Source organism: Bradyrhizobium sp. SUTN9-2, from assembly GCF_003122645.1.
GTDB lineage: Bacteria > Pseudomonadota > Alphaproteobacteria > Rhizobiales > Xanthobacteraceae > Bradyrhizobium > Bradyrhizobium yuanmingense.
This window is the reverse complement of record NZ_LAXE01000001.1, coordinates 3,978,493-3,995,180: the sequence shown is the minus strand read 5'-3', so window position 1 is coordinate 3,995,180 and position 16,688 is coordinate 3,978,493. Positions and strand designations below refer to the sequence as shown.

General features: G+C 63.6%; 16 protein-coding genes. 8 read left to right on the top strand and 8 right to left on the bottom strand.

Annotation, left to right across the window (positions count from 1 at the left end):
* Positions 1 to 59 precede the first annotated feature (59 nt).
* The 3 genes from rpmG to XF30_RS18525 all read left to right on the top strand — a co-directional run bounded on the left by rpmG (position 60) and on the right by XF30_RS18525 (position 998).
* The gene (gene rpmG, locus XF30_RS18535; RefSeq protein WP_007603295.1) at positions 60 to 227 is read left to right on the top strand and encodes a 50S ribosomal protein L33; all 168 of its coding nucleotides are present in this window, start codon (positions 60 to 62) and stop codon (positions 225 to 227) included.
* Between the two features lie 280 nt (positions 228 to 507).
* The gene (locus XF30_RS18530) at positions 508 to 738 is read left to right on the top strand and encodes a DUF3551 domain-containing protein (protein WP_074448008.1); all 231 of its coding nucleotides are present in this window, start codon (positions 508 to 510) and stop codon (positions 736 to 738) included.
* Positions 739 to 740: 2 nt separating this feature from the next.
* Positions 741 to 998, top strand: coding sequence for a DUF3551 domain-containing protein (locus tag XF30_RS18525; RefSeq protein ID WP_225186525.1), 258 nt, complete (start codon positions 741 to 743; stop codon positions 996 to 998).
* A gap of 96 nt (positions 999 to 1,094) precedes the next feature.
* On the opposite strand, the gene XF30_RS18520 is transcribed toward XF30_RS18525, so the two are convergent.
* Both XF30_RS18520 and XF30_RS18515 read right to left on the bottom strand, forming a co-directional pair.
* The gene (locus tag XF30_RS18520; protein ID WP_192893184.1) at positions 1,095 to 1,994 is read right to left on the bottom strand and encodes a GNAT family N-acetyltransferase; all 900 of its coding nucleotides are present in this window, start codon (positions 1,992 to 1,994) and stop codon (positions 1,095 to 1,097) included.
* Positions 1,995 to 2,100: 106 nt separating this feature from the next.
* Complete coding sequence (locus tag XF30_RS18515) at positions 2,101 to 3,474, bottom strand: FAD-binding oxidoreductase (RefSeq protein WP_109143499.1); 1,374 nt, start codon at positions 3,472 to 3,474, stop codon at positions 2,101 to 2,103.
* 106 nt (positions 3,475 to 3,580) lie between these two features.
* Here XF30_RS18515 and XF30_RS18510 point away from each other — a divergent pair, with 106 nt between their 5' ends.
* A complete protein-coding gene (locus XF30_RS18510) occupies positions 3,581 to 4,489 on the top strand; it encodes a LysR substrate-binding domain-containing protein (RefSeq protein ID WP_057029787.1) in 909 nt (302 codons plus the stop codon).
* A gap of 245 nt (positions 4,490 to 4,734) precedes the next feature.
* Here XF30_RS18510 and XF30_RS18505 read toward each other — a convergent pair whose 3' ends face one another.
* Positions 4,735 to 8,127: an adenylate/guanylate cyclase domain-containing protein gene (locus XF30_RS18505; protein WP_109143498.1), complete on the bottom strand. Its 3,393-nt coding sequence runs from the start codon at positions 8,125 to 8,127 to the stop codon at positions 4,735 to 4,737.
* A gap of 435 nt (positions 8,128 to 8,562) precedes the next feature.
* Positions 8,563 to 9,801 carry an MFS transporter gene (locus XF30_RS18500; protein WP_109143497.1) on the bottom strand — a complete coding sequence of 413 codons (1,239 nt, stop codon included), beginning with the start codon at positions 9,799 to 9,801 and terminating at the stop codon, positions 8,563 to 8,565.
* A 130-nt stretch (positions 9,802 to 9,931) separates the two neighbouring features.
* Between XF30_RS18500 and XF30_RS18495 the strand changes: the two genes are divergently transcribed.
* Positions 9,932 to 10,540, top strand: a complete 609-nt coding sequence (locus tag XF30_RS18495) for a TetR/AcrR family transcriptional regulator (RefSeq protein ID WP_109143496.1) — start codon at positions 9,932 to 9,934, stop codon at positions 10,538 to 10,540.
* 346 nt (positions 10,541 to 10,886) lie between these two features.
* Here the strand turns inward: XF30_RS18495 and XF30_RS18490 are convergent, their stop codons facing one another.
* Together XF30_RS18490 and XF30_RS18485 are read right to left on the bottom strand one after the other, a co-directional pair.
* Positions 10,887 to 12,260: a PleD family two-component system response regulator gene (locus tag XF30_RS18490; protein WP_036025582.1), complete on the bottom strand. Its 1,374-nt coding sequence runs from the start codon at positions 12,258 to 12,260 to the stop codon at positions 10,887 to 10,889.
* Between the two features lie 14 nt (positions 12,261 to 12,274).
* Positions 12,275 to 12,640: a response regulator gene (locus XF30_RS18485; protein ID WP_008566616.1), complete on the bottom strand. Its 366-nt coding sequence runs from the start codon at positions 12,638 to 12,640 to the stop codon at positions 12,275 to 12,277.
* 242 nt (positions 12,641 to 12,882) lie between these two features.
* On the opposite strand from XF30_RS18485, the gene XF30_RS18480 reads away from it, so the two are divergent.
* The 3 genes from XF30_RS18480 to XF30_RS18470 are packed head-to-tail and all read left to right on the top strand — an operon-like array spanning position 12,883 to position 14,887.
* Positions 12,883 to 13,194, top strand: coding sequence for a DUF3572 domain-containing protein (locus XF30_RS18480; protein WP_036015155.1), 312 nt, complete (start codon positions 12,883 to 12,885; stop codon positions 13,192 to 13,194).
* Positions 13,191 to 14,480, top strand: a complete 1,290-nt coding sequence (locus XF30_RS18475; RefSeq protein WP_109143495.1) for a DNA polymerase IV — start codon at positions 13,191 to 13,193, stop codon at positions 14,478 to 14,480. Before XF30_RS18480 ends, XF30_RS18475 begins: the two co-directional genes overlap by 4 nt.
* Complete coding sequence (locus XF30_RS18470) at positions 14,480 to 14,887, top strand: ACT domain-containing protein (protein ID WP_036015159.1); 408 nt, start codon at positions 14,480 to 14,482, stop codon at positions 14,885 to 14,887. The genes XF30_RS18475 and XF30_RS18470 overlap by 1 nt, the downstream gene beginning before the upstream one ends.
* A gap of 101 nt (positions 14,888 to 14,988) precedes the next feature.
* Here XF30_RS18470 and XF30_RS18465 read toward each other — a convergent pair whose 3' ends face one another.
* Both XF30_RS18465 and XF30_RS18460 read right to left on the bottom strand, forming a co-directional pair.
* Positions 14,989 to 15,390, bottom strand: a complete 402-nt coding sequence (locus XF30_RS18465) for a RidA family protein (RefSeq protein ID WP_018646938.1) — start codon at positions 15,388 to 15,390, stop codon at positions 14,989 to 14,991.
* Between the two features lie 224 nt (positions 15,391 to 15,614).
* Entirely contained in the window at positions 15,615 to 16,460 is an 846-nt protein-coding gene (locus tag XF30_RS18460) for a cell envelope integrity EipB family protein (RefSeq protein WP_158284391.1), read from the bottom strand.
* Positions 16,461 to 16,688 lie beyond the last annotated feature (228 nt).

Here is a 16,688-nt window from a genome sequence, read left to right as displayed (position 1 = left end):
CGGCCAACGCGGGCCGTTTGGCCGGCTCCAGATTCCCCTGATATTCTGAGGTTCAGAACATGGCCAAAGCGGTCACCATCAAGGTCAAGCTCGTGTCCTCGGCCGACACCGGCTTCTACTACGTTGCCAAGAAGAATTCGCGCACCATGACCGACAAGCTGGTCAAGAAGAAGTACGACCCGGTCGCGCGCAAGCACGTCGAATTCCGCGAAGCCAAGATCAAGTAAGATCGCGGCGTAGCGCGCTAAGGTTTTTTTGCGGGGCCCTTGCGGGCCCCGTTGTCGTTTCGGCTCGCATGTCCCTGCTCATGTACCCTGCTACCCAGCGCTGCGCTGCTTAGCGCAGCGAAGCAAATCCGGACCGGCTCTGCGAGATCACACGTGGGACACTCCGGCGTGACGAGAGGAACTCGCTTGAGTCGTGGTTGTTGAGCCAGCATCGTCAAGCGGCTATCTTTCGGAGCGAACCTCTTGCGTTGCCGCTCAACTGACTTGATGGGAGAATCGCATGCGCATCGCTCTGCTCATTGTCGTTATGGTCATCGGATTTTCTTCCGCAGCAAACGCTCAGTATGACTATCCCTGGTGCGTTTTTGGCGGAGGGCTCGGCGCTTCCGGAGACTGCATGTATTCGACGCGGGAACAGTGCCTGGCCTCGGCATCCGGGCGATCGAACACCTATTGCGATGTGAACCCGCGCGTGAGGTTCAAGCAGCACGCTCCGCAGCGGCCGCGCTGATCATGATGCGCGCGCTTGCCTGTCTGCTCTTCGTCCTGATCACCATGTCCGCGCCCGGTCCAGCGGCAGCGCAGCGGTTCGGCGGCAATTTTCCGGTATGTCTGCAGGAGTGGGAATGGGGCGGCGGCACCTACATCTCTTGCCAGTATCGTTCATTTGACGAATGCAGAGCCAGCGCGGCGGGCCGTTCGGCGATGTGCCTGGAAAACCCATATGTGCAGCGGCCGTCCCCTCCAGGCCGCAGCCCGCGTCCCCGGTAGGGCTAGAGCATGATCGGCCCGTGACGAGCGCCGATCCAGCCATCATTCCGTGCCTTCCGGCCTGCCCCGCAACGTCGACCTTCTCGGTTGAATCCCCTACATGAAACCCGGATTGCGCGGGAAATAGCTACCCCAATCTCCGAATGGTCGATTTGACATCAGCAGCATCGGGAACGTCAGCCGCATCCCGTGGTCGATTGCCGCCTTGAGCGCCGGCTCGCTCGCGCCCGGCACAAAAGCCGAAATGGCCGGACAATCGCTCTGTGCCGCGAACGACAACGCAGCGGCGAAAGCGGACTCAACCAGATCTGGCCTGTGGACTGCAAGCGGACCAATGTGTCCACCCGAAATGTAGACGTACCCGACGCACTCATTGCCGGCGTGGATGGTGAATCCGCGCGTCGTGCTGTCGCCAAGGAGAAATCGATGATGCTTCTCCCTGGAAACGCCGACTGCGCTGACATCGATCTGCGCCAGCCTGTCGTATGGGATCGCGTCGGCCGTGAGAGATTCAAGACGGAGCCGCGGCGCAGCCAACCGTGGCGCCAGGCGGTCACGAGGGACGCTGACCATGTAGATCGGAAAGCGCGGGAACAGTCCGTGGCGGATGTAGAGGCCTTGAGATACGTTGTTGAACGTGAAGGTGATCAGTGCCTTGATGGGTGCTCCGCGCATTTCTGCATGCGCGAATGCCTTGTTGATGAGTTGATTGCCGATGCCGTCGCTCTGACAATCAGGCGCGACGAACAATTGGGCCAGGAACCAAAGCTCGCCACAGACCCAACTCCACGCGAAGCCGACTATTTCTCCGTCGTCATCGGCCACCCATAAGCCCTCGGGATCATCCGCGAGCGAGAAGGCCTGAAAATTCGGCGAACGAGAGGATGCCATCTTCCCGAACCCCCGCCGTTCGGTTAGCTCATTGATGCTGGCGACCACGATGTCATCGGCCTGCTTCAAGTCGTCGATGCGAGCGGGCCTGCACACGACCGCCATTCTCTAGTCCCTCCCGGGCGTCAGCTCGCCCCCGCCCACGATGCATCGGGTCGCGGCTTAGTTTCTACTCACATCTTGATGAGAGCGAGAAATCGTCAGCCGGCAATCAGGCGAGCGGCCGGATGTTCTGGTTCATCCGGAAGAAGTTCGTAGGGTCGTATTTCGCTTTGATCTGCTGCAGGCGCCTGTAGTTCCGCCCATAAGCAGCGGCAACCGGATCGCCTGTCTCATCGTCGTCGAGATAATTGACATAGCGTCCTGAGGCAAAGAAGGGCCGCATCCTTTCATAGGTTGCGCGTGCCCACGAGATGCTGCGGCTGGTATCGCTGGCCTGCGTCCATTGCGCGAGGATCAGGAAATTGTAGCCCTCCTGCCGATGCACAAATGCCGTATCCCCGGCACCCACGCGGGCCGCGGCACCGTGGATGTGCTCGAGCAGCAGCTGCCCCATCTGAGTCGGGCAGCGGGCGAAGCATTCGATCATCGTCGCGATCGCACCATCGCTCAGCTCCGTGAGGAAGTTCGACTTCCAATAGTTGAACGCGCCTTTCGGATAGTTGGCGTCGAGCATGCGGTTGAGCTCGCAATAGGTCATCGGTCCGACCGCATCCAGAATGGGAGGCCCGAACTGTTTCAGCGGCTGCATCGCTCGTTCGGCCTCGGCGACTGGACCGCAGTGGCTGGTAACCAGGGCCGCGACCTCCCTGCCGGACCCGTCGGGCGCATGGGTCAGGGATGCGAACAGCATGTGCTCGTCCGTGAGCGATCGCGTGCTGGTCCGGAAAAATTCCAGCACGTCGCGGGAACGCTCGATAGGGTGAACGATCGGGCCGCCGGTGATGATCGGCCCTACCGTATGGAGGTCGAATTCAAGACTGGTGGCAATCCCGAAGTTTCCGCCGCCGCCGCGCACGGCCCAAAATAGATCGGGCTGCTCTTGCTTGCTGGCCCGCACAACCTTGCCATCGGCGGTGACGAGTTCGACAGCCCGCAGATTATCCAACGCGAGGCCGTACTTGCCCATCAGCCAGCCCAGTCCTCCGCCGAGCGTCAGGCCCGCGATGCCGGTGGTCGAGACCACGCCGCCGGTCACCGCAAGTCCGTGAAGCTGCGTTTCTCGATTGAGCTCGCCCCAGGTGACCCCGCCCTGCGCCCATACGGTCTTGCCGATCGCGTCGACCCGGACCCCCTTCATGGGTGAGAGGTCGATCATGATCCCGCCGTCGATGGTTGCGCGCCCGGCCACATTGTGGCCACCGCCGCGAACCGCGACCTCGAGGCCGAGCTTGGTCGCAAGTGCCACGGCATCCACGACATCAGCCGCACTGCGACATCTGGCAATCAATGCTGGCCGTTTGTCGACCAGCCCATTGTGAACCTTGCGCGCCTCGTCGTAGCCCTCGTCCGCTGGCTTGAGCAGTTCTCCTCCGAAGGAGGCGCTAAGTTCGGCGGCAGCGCTGGCAACAGATGCGATGGACATGACACGAGCTCCCTAGCTTGGCCCCCACATCCTCGATCGCGGGCTGTCTCAGAGCAAATCCGAAGAATTCAGGTGACGATGAACTGATTTCACCTACACTCGCCGCATGCACAAGCTGCCGCCCCTGATCGAGCTCCGCGCTTTTGAGGCTGCCGCGCGTCATCTGAGCTTCAAGAAAGCCGCGGCAGAACTCGGCGTCACGCCGACCGCGATCAGCCACCAGATCGGATTGCTCGAGCAGTATTGCGGCCGCGCCCTATTCCGGCGCAGACCACGCCCTCTTTCGTTGACCGATGCCGGCGCGCGGCTGTTTCCCGCCATTCGCGGCGGACTCGAGGCGTTTGCCGCTGCCATTGCGTCCCTCAAGCAGGAAGGTGACGAGCAGCCGCTCCGGGTTACGACGACCAACGCCTTCGCTAGCCGCTGGCTCGTGCCCCGCCTGCCCCTGTGGCGGAAGTTGCATCCTGACGTGCCATTGGAAGTGATCGGCACTGACACGGTGCTCGATCTGCAGGCCGGAGACAGTGACGTTGCCATCCGTTATGCGACCAGCCGCGTACCGCCGACAGACGGAATCGTCGATGAACTCTTCAGCGATACGTTCTGGCCGATCTGCAATCCGGATTTGCTTTCAACCGGACGGCTGAAGAGACCAGTCGACCTCGCAAAGCACGTTCTGATCCACTCCTATTGGTCGCCGGCCGATCGTGAGCCACCGACGTGGCAGAGATGGCTCGGTTTGGCCCAGCGCCGGTGGCGCGAGGTGCCGCAATACAAGGACCTGCAGCACTTGAGTTTCCGGGAAGAACTGCACGCCATCGAGGCGGTGATCAGTGGGCAGGGCGTCGGGATCTTCAGTGATGTGCTCGTGGCACACGACCTCGCCGCCGGCACGCTCGTGAAGGCATTCTCGTTGAACCTACCCGGCTACAGCTTTTATGTGGTCAGCAGGCCAAGCCACCCGCGCGCGCGGACCATTCGGGTCTTTTCGCAGTGGTTGCGGTCGAGTACCTGATCCGGACCGGAAAGGGTCAGCACAAAGTGCGAAGCCGGGAGAGGTCATGCGAATAACCCGAAGCGCGACCAGCAGCGCGGACCAACTCCAGCTGCGAACCGGAGCGACGGGGCCGACCCGAGAATTGACGGCGCCGAGCAGGTCACCGTTGCCCTTACGTGTCTTTAGGGTGCAGCGGAGTCGCGAAACCCGAGAACGTTACGGAGCTCCAATGGAGCGCGCTTACGACAAGCTCCACGTTACACTCAGAGTTCTTCCAGCAGCGCCTTGCTTTCCTTCAAGTCGCGAACGTCGAAGCCCTCGTTGAACCAACCGTAGACCGGCGCGAGAAGACCGCGTGCTTCATCACCCCTGTCCTGATCACGCCAGAGCCGGGCGAGACTGACGGCGGAGCGAAGTTCCCAGAGTTTCGCCTCCTGCTGATGAGCGATCGCAATGGCGTGGCGAAACTCGGTCTCCGCATCGGCCTCCGCGCCTGGCCGAGCCCTTAGCATCAACTCGCCTCGGCGCCGATGCAGCTCGGCCTCGAACCACCGCACCCCCGATTTCTGGGTTAGTGCCAAGGCGTCGGAGAGTTGGCCGAGCCCCGTTTCATATCGTGCTCTCTTTGCCTCGGCTGCTGCGAGCTGCGCAAGGTAGAACGGAAGAGTCCATGCTGCGCCGGACGCCTGGAATCCCTCGATGCCGCGCCGCAGTAAGTCCACCCCGGCCTCGGGGTCGCCGGCTTCGGCCAGCGTCCAGCCGCGATATGCCGTCCCCATCGCGAGAAAGAAGGCAAAGCGCTGCTCGGTGGTGAGCGCAACCAGCTCGTCCGCCCGTTGCCCAACCATGCCCGCGTCTTCGAGCACGAAATGCAACCGGCAGGCAACGCTCAGCGCGAATGCGAGGCTGATCGGGTGCGACGAATCGCGGGCCTCTGCCAGGGCGTCACTGCTCTGCACGCGCGCCTGATCGGCGAAGCCAAGAAGGCCACACGTAAGCGAAAGGAACGAAAGCATCGCCACGCGAGCGTTTTCTGCGAACAGGGCCGTCAGAGAGCGCTGCTGCGCCGGATCGTAAAGGGCGAGCCCCCGCTCGAGATGGGTGCGCGCCAAGGCCAATTGTCCGCGATGAAGCCAGCTATCGCCGACTGCCCGATGACCGGCGACAAGAATGGCCGCATCGTTCTGTCGCCCGGCCAAATCGAGCAGATTCTCGGCGATGCGATGCGATCGGTCCGTTTCACCACGGACGTGATAATGCACGAACTCGCCCCAGAGTGCCTTGAGCAGATTCGGCGTGTCGTTTAGTGCCTCGCAGAGGCAACGCGCCCGGGCGTAGGCCCTGCCGGTCTCTTCGGCCGCGTGGCCCTTCGCGGCGATCAGTGCACCGCCGAGCGCGAGTTGAAGTTCAGTTTCGGTGCGCTGGCGCCCGGGAGCATCCGGCAGTTGAGATAGCAAATCAAGCGCCTTTCGCATCTGCGCGATTGCTTCTGTCATTGCCGATCGAGCCTTTGAACGCTCACCAGCCTCCTGCCAATAGGAAACCGCCTTTTCGGCCAAACCCGCATGTCCGCAGTGGTGGGCGAGGATTTCCGGCTGCTCTTGGATGCCTCTAGCGAGCCTCTCCTCGAGTGCGCCAGCGATCCGGGCGTGCAGCTCGCGGCGTTGGCCGCGCAACATTGTGCCGTATGCCGCATCCTGGACCAGTGCATGTTTGAACAAGAAATTGGCGTCGGGCGGCTCGACACTCCCAAACACGAGGCCGGTATTGATCAGCCGGTCAAGCGCCGCCCGCAACTCGTTGTCGCACCGCTGTGCGACCGAGGCCAGCAGATCATAGGAGAACTCGCGGCCAATAGCTGCGCCGATTTGTGCCACCTCCTTGGCGATCGGCCCTATCCGGTCGAGCCGCGCCATCAACGAAGCATGTAGCGTGGCCGGTACGGCAAGTCCGGGCAGCGGCGCGAAGGAGATCGCTCGCGCGATACTCTGGGGGCTTGTTTCGAGCACCGCTTTGGTCAACTCCTCAACGAACAGCGGCACACCATCCGTACGTTCAGCAATTTCATTGACGATTTCGGTCGGCAGCGTCTGGCCACCTGCCACGCTCCGGATCAGCGCAGCGCCCGCATTCTGGTCGAGCCGGTTCAGCACGAGCAAGCTGACATGCGGCTTTCCGGTCCATACTAACTGGAACTCGGGGCGGTAGGTGATCAAGACCAAAACCGGCAGGCTTGCTACGCGATCGACGGTTCGGTCCAGCAGCTCGCGCGAGCTTGGATCGATCCATTGCATGTCCTCGAACACGATCATGATTGGACGTCTTTGCGCGAGAGCTTCAAGCTGGCGAACCAGAGCGGCGAAGCTTCTCTCCTTCTTTTGTTGCGGCGTACTCGTAACCGGTAAGTATAGATTATCGTTGGGGATCGACAGAAACTCGGCCAGGATCGCCGGGTCCTCGTTGGGCGACAATGCAGGCGACAGGAGCGCTCGAAGTTTGTCGAGCTTGGTCGTCGGTGTGTCCTCACGATCGAAGCCAGCCGCTCGCTGGAGTTGTGCGATGAAGGGGTAAAGCGCGCTTTCCTGATGATGAGGCGAGCAGAAGTAGCGCAAGCAGGTGTGCGGCTCTCGCTCGATACGCTCCTGAAGAGCCGCAACGAGGCGCGACTTGCCGATCCCCGCCTCGCCGACAAGCAGCATGACTTGACCGGTACCCGCCCGCGCATGGCGCCAGCTCCGCTCCAACCGCGCGAGGTCTTCCTCACGCCCAACCAGCGGGGCGAGGACCGAAGGGTGCAACGCCTCGAACCGGCTCTCCGCTGTTCCCTCACGAAGCACCCGCCAGGCTTGCACCGGAGCGGCGAAGCCCTTCAGCGTCACGGCGCCGAGATTCTCGTAGTCAAAGAGCCCGCCGATGAGCCGCCGCGTGTCCTCAGGGATGACTACCCCATCCGGTTCGGCGAGCGCTTGCAGTCGAGCGGCAAGGTTCGGCGTCTCGCCAAGCACGGCCTGCGCCTCCGCCGCTTCGCTGCCGATAAGGTCACCTACGACGACGAGGCCAGTCGCGAGCCCAAGACGAACCCGCAGCTCGAACTCGGCTGGGGCTCCCGGCGCGTGCCTGGTCGCGGCGATCTCAAGCGCAGCGCGCACTGCGCGTTCGGCATCGTCCTCATGCGCTGAAGGATGACCGAATAGTATGAGCATGCCATCGCCGATGTAACGGCTGACGGTGCCACCGTATTTGCGGACGACCGCCGCTACGCTATCGCGGTACTCAGCAATTATGTCCCGTAGATCTTCCGGATCGAGCTTTGTCGCAAGTGCCGTCGAGCCGACGAGATCGCAGAACATCACTGTGAGCTGACGACGCTCGGCGGAAGAACTTGGTGCGGCCAACAAGCCTGCGCGCTCCGTGACCGGTGGCACGATGGACGTCGCTGCGCCGGCCCCTCTCGTCATTTGCGGCGGTACGGTCGGCGTGAGCGCGGCACCGCAGTCGCCACAGAAGTTCTTGCCTGTCGGATTGTCGCCCCCGCACGCAGGGCAGCGAAAGAACAGCGGCGCGCCGCAATCGCCGCAGACCTTCGTTCCCTCCGGGTTGACTCTGCCGCAATTCGCGCAATCCATGGCCGCACCCGATCGAATTCCGACCGACATGAGTTCGCGTCGGTCTATGGGCGAATCTTGAGAGCGCGCTCTTTCAAGATTCTCTTCCCTCAGCCGCCTACCAAGCGCCAAGCACGATCAAACTCACAATGACCAGGAAGTAGACACAGGCGATAGTCGCAGGGAAAATGAGCCAGCCGGGCGTCATCGTTGCCTCCCGAGCGGTTGTCTCGAAAGCTTAAGCTGGCCGGCGCGATTAGGATTATGAACTGGCTAACACTCTGCAACTCAAGCCCATTTTCAATCTGAGAAGGCTGACCACAGCCTGACACGACCCAAACGCGAAATTGGCAAGCCCATGAACGACCGCCTGCCGAGTCGACGAAAGGTTCTCTCGCACGTCAGCAACCGAGCGCTTTGAGGCAAATGCAAATTTGTGAGAACGGCAGCGGTGCAAGGCCAAGGAAAACGACCACCCGCCCCGCCCTACGCTGTCCGCAGCACTGGCGTGGGCGGCTGCGACGGCCTGATCAGCGCGAACGCGACCTGCACGATGCCGCCGGCAAGGCCGAGCGCGACACCGATGCGCCAGGCCATGGTGTAGGAGCCGAGCGCGTCGTAGAGCAGCCCGCCTCCGTAAGCGCCGAGGAAGCTGCCGATCTGGTGGCTCATGAAGGCGAGGCCCTGGATCATCGCCTGCCAGCGCAGGCCGAACATCTCGGCGACCGCGCCCGCGACCAGCGGGCCGACGCCCATCCACAGAAAGCCCATGATCGCGCCGAACAGCAGCGTCGAGAGCGGGCTTGCCGGCAGCATGAAGTACCAGGCGAGTGCGAGCGAGCGCAGGATGTAGATCCCGCCCAAGAGCGCCAGCTTGTTCCAGCGTTGGCCGGCCCAGCCGAAGAACAGCGAGCCCAGCACGTTGAAGCCGCCGATCATGCCGAGCGTCTGTGCGCTCAACATCGGATCGAGGCCGCAGATCGCGAGATATGACGGCAGGTGCGTGGTGAGGAACACGAGCTGCATGCCGCAGACGAGATAGGCGCAGGTCATCACCACGAAGGAGGCATTGCCGAACGCGGTCCTCGCCGCGGCTGCAGCCGTGGCATCATCGATCTCGTCGGCCGCCGGCTTCGGCAACGGAATCTTGTCGACGCGCCCGGCATACCAGGCCGCAGGGATCATCAGCACCGACATGATGACGAAGCCCGCGAGCCCGACGCGCCAGCCAAAGCCCTCGTTGAGCATCTGTCCGATCGGCGCCGAAAGTAGCGCGCCGAGCGAGCCCGCGCCGGAGACGATGCCGAGCACGGTCGAGCGCACCGTCTCCGGCACCGCACGTGCCGCCACCGACATCGCGATCGCCGCCGCGGTGCAGGCGAGCGAGGTCCCGATCAGCACGCCGGCGCCGATCATGATGCTGAGAAGCCCATTCGCCGTTGCCATCAGCGCGAGGCCCGCGATGTACATCAGCGCGCCCGCGATCATGATCGGTCGGAAGCCGTAGCGCACGGTGAGTGCACCGGCGGGCGGCTGCAGGAAGCCCCAGGCGAGGTTTTGCACGGCCAGTGCAAGCGTGAAATCCGAGATCGAAATGTGGATGTCGCGCGTCAGCGGCTGCATGAAGATACCGAGCGACTGCCGCAGCCCCATGCTCAAGGTCAGCATGATCGAGGCGCCGATCAGGATCGGCAAGGTGGGACGCAGAACCTGCAGCAGGGGCATTTTTCTTCTCCCTTTTGGGCGCGGCACGCGTGCCGTCGTCTGCTTTTGCCGATGTTTTTGGGTACACAGACCTGTGCACTTAGGCTATAGATGGAAGCGGCTGTCAAGCGAACAGGACGCTTAGCTCCGCATGGCTCCCCCGCCTGCCCCACAGACGATGAAAGAGCGGATCCTTCAGACCGCCGACAAGCTGTTCTATCTGCAAGGCATTCGCGCCATCGGCGTCGATACCATCGCGGCCGAGGTCGGCATCAGTAAGCGCACGCTCTACAATCACTTCCCGTCCAAGGACGCGCTGATCGCGGCCTATCTCGAGCGCCGCTTCGTCAGCGCACGCCCCTCCGACAAGCCGCCCGCCGAGCAGATCCTCGCGACGTTCGATTCGCTGGAGCGGCGCTTCGCGGCGAAAGACTTTCGCGGCTGCCCATTCGTCAATGCGGTCGCCGAGCTCGGCCCCGGCGACCGCGCCGTGAAGAAGATCGCGATCGCCTTCAAGGAAAGCCGCCGCCTCTGGTTTCGCGACCGCCTGACCGAGCTCGGCGTTGCCGAAGCGGACGCGCTCGCGACGCAGCTCGTGCTGCTGGTCGACGGCTCCATCGCGCAGGACCTCGTGCGCGATGATCCGGCGATGGCCAGAGCCGCGAAGGAAGCGGCGAAGGTGTTGCTGCGGAATGCGGGGGTGGATGTGGGCGAGGATGCGAACCCGGCGGAGAAACGGAGCAAGCGCGCTCCAGACTAACCGCTGTCGCCTGATCGCTCGCTGTCATCACCCGCGAAAGCGGGTGATCCAGTATTCCAGAGACAGTGAAGCTAGACCCGAGACGCTGCGGCGTACTGGATTCCCCGCTCCAGTGCGCGACTGCGCACAAGGCGGGGAATGACACCGGGATTTGTGGAGAAAGCGCGGGCGCCTGCCTACCCGTCAGGACCATTTCGCGACCCTACCAATATGCTCCTGTTTTGCCCGACGGGTCAAACGACGCCGCTGCCGGCGCAAATTATCTCGCCACCCGCATAACCCATTGATCCCGCTCGCGCCGGCTACTGTGCATGGGGTTGTTTTCGCAACTTTGCGCGGACGGCCCTCACGCCGCCTGCGACACCACGCGATTGCGGCCGTCGTGCTTGGCGCGGTAGAGCGCGGTGTCGGCGCGCTTGAGGACGTCGGCCACCGCCTCGCCCTTTCGCTCCAGCGTGGTCAGCCCGATCGAGATCGTGACCTCGATGCGCTTCGCACCCTTGTGAATCGCGAAGGGCTCGCCCGCGATCGAGCGGCGCAGGCGCTCGGCGACCATGCCGGCGACGTGGAGATCCGTCTCCGGCATCACGATGACGAATTCCTCGCCGCCGTAGCGGCAGGCGAGATCAATGCCGCGGATCGATTTGCGCACGCGCACCGCGAACTCGCGCAGCACGTCGTCGCCGGCATCGTGGCCGTAATTGTCGTTGATCGACTTGAAATAGTCGATGTCCAGGATCATCAGCGCCAGCGGCTTGCCGCGGGTCGCAGCCTGTTCGGCGAGCGTTGCCAGATGGCTCTCCATGTAGCGGCGATTGTGCAGGCCGGTGAGCGCGTCGGTGATCGCCATCTCGATCGAGTTCTGCACATTGTCGCGCAAATGATCGGTGTAGCGGCGGCGGCGGATCTGGGTGCGGGCGCGCGCCAAGAGCTCGGTCTTGTCGATCGGGCGCAGCAGGTAGTCGTTGACGCCGATCTCGAGGCCGCGCAGCAGCCGCGTCGAATTCTCGGGATCGGCGATGGCCAGGATCGGCACGTGCCGCGTGCGCTCCAGCGATCGCGCCTGGCTGCACAGGCGCAGGCCGTCGAAATTGTTGAGGTCGAGCGAGACGATCAGGAGGTCGTAATTGCCTTCGGCGGCGTGGAACAGCGCCTCCGTCGGGTTCGGCTCGACGTCGATGGTGTGCTCGGCAGCGAGGATCGTCGCCAGCCGCTCGTAGGAGGACTGGCGGTCGTCGACCAGGAGGATGCGGCCGCCCTTGCCGGTGTCGGCGATCGCACTGCGCTCGGGCGCCTGCATGCCGATCTCGAGCGAGGTGATGGCGCGCATGCGCAGCTCATCCGTCATCATCTTCAGCCGCGTCAGCGAACGCACCCGCGCGATCAGCACGACGTCGGAGACGGGTTTGGTCAGGAAGTCGTCGGCACCGGCCTCGAGCCCGCGGTTGCGGTCGGCGGGGCTGTCGAGCGCGGTGACCATCACGACGGGAATGTGGTGCGTCGCCGGATCGGTCTTGAGGCGGCGGCAGACCTCGAAGCCGTCCATGTCGGGCATCATCACGTCGAGCAGGATGATGTCGCATTCGGCGCGCCTTGAGATCGCGAGCGCCTCGGTGCCGTTCGCGGCGGTCATCACGTCGAAATATTCGGCGGAAAGGCGGGCCTCTAACAGCTTGACGTTGGCGGGGACGTCGTCGACGACCAGGATACGCGCGGACACTGTGAACTCACTTCCTATCCGATAAAACGCCGGACCGTCTCAATGAATTTGCCGACCGAGATCGGCTTGGACAAATAGGCTTCGCAGCCGCCCTCGCGGATGCGCTCTTCGTCGCCCTTCATCGCGAACGCCGTGACCGCGACGACTGGAATGGCGCGCAGCTCCGGATCGTCCTTGATCCAGCGCGTCACCTCGAGGCCGGAGACCTGCGGCAGCTGGATGTCCATCAGCACGAGGTCGGGCCGCATCTTGCGCACGAGGTCGAGCGCCTCGTAGCCGTTGCTGGTGCCGGAGGTCTGGTACCCGTGCGCCTCCAACAGGTCGCGGAAGAGCTTCATGTTGAGCTCGTTGTCTTCCACGATCAGGACGGTCTTAGCCATCCCGCCCTCCTGATTGGTCCGAAGGACCGGTACATGTGACGCCTCAGACGCCGCTTCCCGGCGTTTCGAAAACTGGATTCAAACTAGCCTCAGATTCGCTTGAGTTTCGTTAAACCCGAGGGTCCACTTTCTGCGATGTGGTTTCCAGTTGCTTGTCCGGGGCCGGAAGACTTGAGCACGAGACTCGGGCATGATGATTCCAAATTAGAGACCGAAAGTTAACGGAAAGGCAAACCGTCCCCGTGAAAAAGCCTGTTCACAACCCCCGCGAAGTCGCTGAAATCGTTGCGATTCAGGCCCTGTCCTTCGTCGCGGGCGAGCCTGAGCGGCTGGGCCTGTTCCTGGCCGAGACGGGGGTCGGTCCGGAGACCCTGCGCAACGCCGCCGCGGACCCGAATTTCCTCCTCAGCGTGCTCGATTTCGTGATGCGGGACGATGCCACGGTGAAGGCCTTTGCCAAGGTGGCGGAACTGCACCCGACCAACGTTGCCGCGGCGCGGCAGGTCCTCGGCGATGCGCTCGGTGACCCCTCCTGGGAGCGCGACGTGCCGTGAGCGTCCCAGAGCCGGCCGGGCCCCGCTGCTTCTGCCGGGATTGTCTGGCCGATCTGGATATGGGCCTGCGGCGCTGCTCGGCCTGCGGTTCCCCCCGCCTCGTCCGCCACCGCTCGCTCGCCGGCCTGACCATCGCCCATATCGACTGCGACGCCTTCTATGCGACGGTCGAGAAGCGCGACAACCCTGACATCGCCGACAAGCCCGTCATCATCGGCGGGGGCAAGCGCGGCGTGGTGTCGGCGGCCTGCTACATCGCGCGCACCTATGGCGTTCGCTCGGCGATGCCGATGTTCAAGGCACTGGAAGCCTGCCCGCATGCGACCGTGATCCGCCCGGACATGGCAAAGTACGTCCGGGTCGGCCGCGAGGTCCGCCAGGCCATGCAGGCGCTGACGCCGCTGGTCGAGCCGCTCTCGATCGACGAGGCCTTCCTCGATCTCTCCGGCACCGAGCGGGTGCACGGCATGATCCCCGCCAAGGTGCTGGCGCGCTTTGCCCGCGACGTCGAGCGCGACATCGGCATCACCGTCTCGGTCGGCCTGTCCTGCAACAAGTTCCTGGCCAAGATCGCCTCCGACCTCGACAAGCCCAGAGGCTTTGCCGCGCTCGACCAGGAGGAAGCGCGGTTGATGCTGGCGGAAAAGCCGGTCGGCTTCATCTTCGGCGTCGGTCCCGCGACGCAGGAACGCCTGGTGCAGCGCGGCTTCCGCATCATCGCCGATCTGCAGAAGGCCGACGAGATCGAGATGATGCGGCAGTTTCCGAGCGAGGGCCGCAGGCTGTGGCGGCTCGCACGCGGCATCGACGACCGCCGCGTCGAGCCTGACCGCGGCGCCAAGACCATTTCAAGCGAGACGACGTTCGAGACCGACATCCGCGATTTCGCGACGCTGGAGAAGATCCTGTGGCGACTCTGCGAGAAGACGTCGTCGCGCCTGAAGAGCAGCGAACTCGCCGGCTCCACCGTGACGCTGAAGTTGAAGACCGCCGATTTCCGCCAGCGCACGCGCTCGCAATCGATCGCCGCCCCGACGCAGCTGGCCGCGAAGATCTTCTCGATCTGCCGCGAGATGCTGGCCAAGGAAATCGACGGCACCGCCTTCCGCCTGATGGGCGCCGGCGTCAGCGCGCTGCGCGAGGGCTCGGCGATCGATGACACCGACATGCTCGACCGCCGCGCCGCCCACGCCGAACGCGCGGTCGACAGCCTGCGCAAGAAGTTCGGCAGCGCCGCGGTGATCCGCGGCATTGCCTATGAGGGCCCGGAGAAGGCGCAGGAGTGATGACGGGTGAACGCGATCTCAATGCGCTGCTGAGACTGATGAAGCCGGAGCTGCGACCGGGCACCTTCGTATTTTGCACGATCGCGGCAGACGAGACTATTCCCGCAGCAGTCGATCCGCTCCTGATCTTCCGCGAGCCGGAGGGCACAACGGTCGTAGCACCGCTGGAGGATGCCGAACGCGCAGGACTGCGCTACGAATTCGCCTCACGCCTGATCACGCTCACTGTTCACTCCGCGCTCGATGCGGTCGGCTTCCTGGCGGCAATCACGGCGCGCCTCGCCGACGCCGGCATCAGCGTGAATGCCGTGTCGGCGTTCCACCACGACCATCTCTTCGTACCGTCCGACAGAGCCGACGAAGCGATGGCGGCTCTACAAGAGCTGTCAGAGGCGAAGCACTCATAGCAGCTGTAGCCCGGATGGAGCGGAGCGCAATCCGGGACAGTGCTCCGTGGCGACAGGCTTCCCGGATTACGCTTGCGCTTCATCCGGGCTACAGGAAAACCTCAATCCGCAACCGCGACCGCTTCGATCTCGATCAGCCATTCCGGCGCGGCGAGCGCGGAAACGCCGACGAGCGTCGAGGCCGGCGGCTCCATGCCTTCGAAGAAGGCCGAGCGGGCCTTGCCGATGATGGGCCGCAGCTCCGGCTTGTAGTTCACCACGAAGGTCGTGATCTTGACGATGTTGGAATAGCTTGCCCCCGCCGCCTTCAGCGCGAGGCCGAGATTCTGCATCACCTGGGTGGTCTGCGCGGCGATATCGCCCTCGCCGACGATCCGGCCCTCCTCGTCGGTCGAGACCTGGCCGGAAATGTAGATCGTGCGCGCCCCCGTCGCGGTGACGACGTGGGAATAGGCTGGATTGTGATGCAGGCCGCTGGGGCGGAGATGGTCGAGCTTCGGCATGGGCTGGCTCCCCGAATTTGTGGTTGGGAGGGAGCGTAGCGGGAGAGTGTGACGAGAGCTAGCCCCGTCATTGCGAGAAGCGAAGCGACCAAGAGAGATCTCGTAGGGTGGGCAAAGGCGCACTTGCGCCGTGCCCTCCATCTATCAACGATTATCGAGAGAATGCGTGGGCACGATCCGCTTTGCCCACCCTACGACGCTGCTCGCGACGAGAGACCTAGCCCTCAATTACAGGGCTTGCTGTCCTTCACGTCGAACTTGCCCATGGCGCCGGAGATGACGAAATCGTTGTAGTCGAGCACGAGCTGGCGCGAGACGCCGTTCTCGTAGAGCTCGAACGCCATCGCATAGACCGGCGTCTGCTCGCCCTCCTTCTGCTGGGCGTCGCGGTCGAAATAGCTGACGGTGACTGGCCAGCGCTTGAGCGACTTCATGTGCTCGTCCGCAGTCGACGGATCGGACGAGGTGGCGCGGTCGGCGGGGATCGGCTGACCGATCACGGTCAGCGTGTTGTAGACCTTCTGGCCGTCATCGGAGCCGTCATAGACGGAGAGCTCCAGCAGCGATTTGCCTTCCTTCGCGGCGGCGATGATGCGCTGGATCTGCTCGGTCGGGAACACGATCTTGCCGTCGAGCGTGAACGTCTTCGGCGCCGGCAGCCTGAGCTTGACGTTGATGTGGTCGCCGTCGCGCTCGGCCGAGCCGTCGACGCGGCCGGCATCCGCCTCGTTCATGCGCGTCTCGATCTTGAAACGGTAGCTCTTGCCGGCGGCATCCTCCCAGGAATTGGAGCGGAGGTCGCTGAGCGTGACCTTGCCCTCGCCGCTGTCGAGCTCGGAGACCTGGCGGAATTCCGAGGTATAGCCCTCGCAGGCGTTCCCCGTGAAATTGTAGAGGATCCGGCCGCGGGCGCTATTGACCGAATTGGTGCGCGATTTGACGAGGCGGAGATCATACAGCGCCTGGTGCGCGAGAAACGGACCGTTGGCGGCCTCGGCTACGCCGCCAAGGCCGACACTGGCCGCGGCAAGCGCCATCACACCGAGCGAAGTCCGGAAAAGATGCACCATGTCTGTTCCCTGAGGAAAGCGCAGATTCGACATTTTAATGACCGTTCCATTGCGCCGCAACTGAGGCCGTCCACGTAAAATTGCCCCTCCACGTTGAACCTGCCGGCCAGCCTCAACAAAATGCAGCCCCTCCGGTTGCTTGCATGTGGCGGCACGATGGGCGAAACAGGGCGCGCCCGGCCATCCAGGGGACGCGCCGGAGCGAAGGATCTTTGGACAACGAGGTCG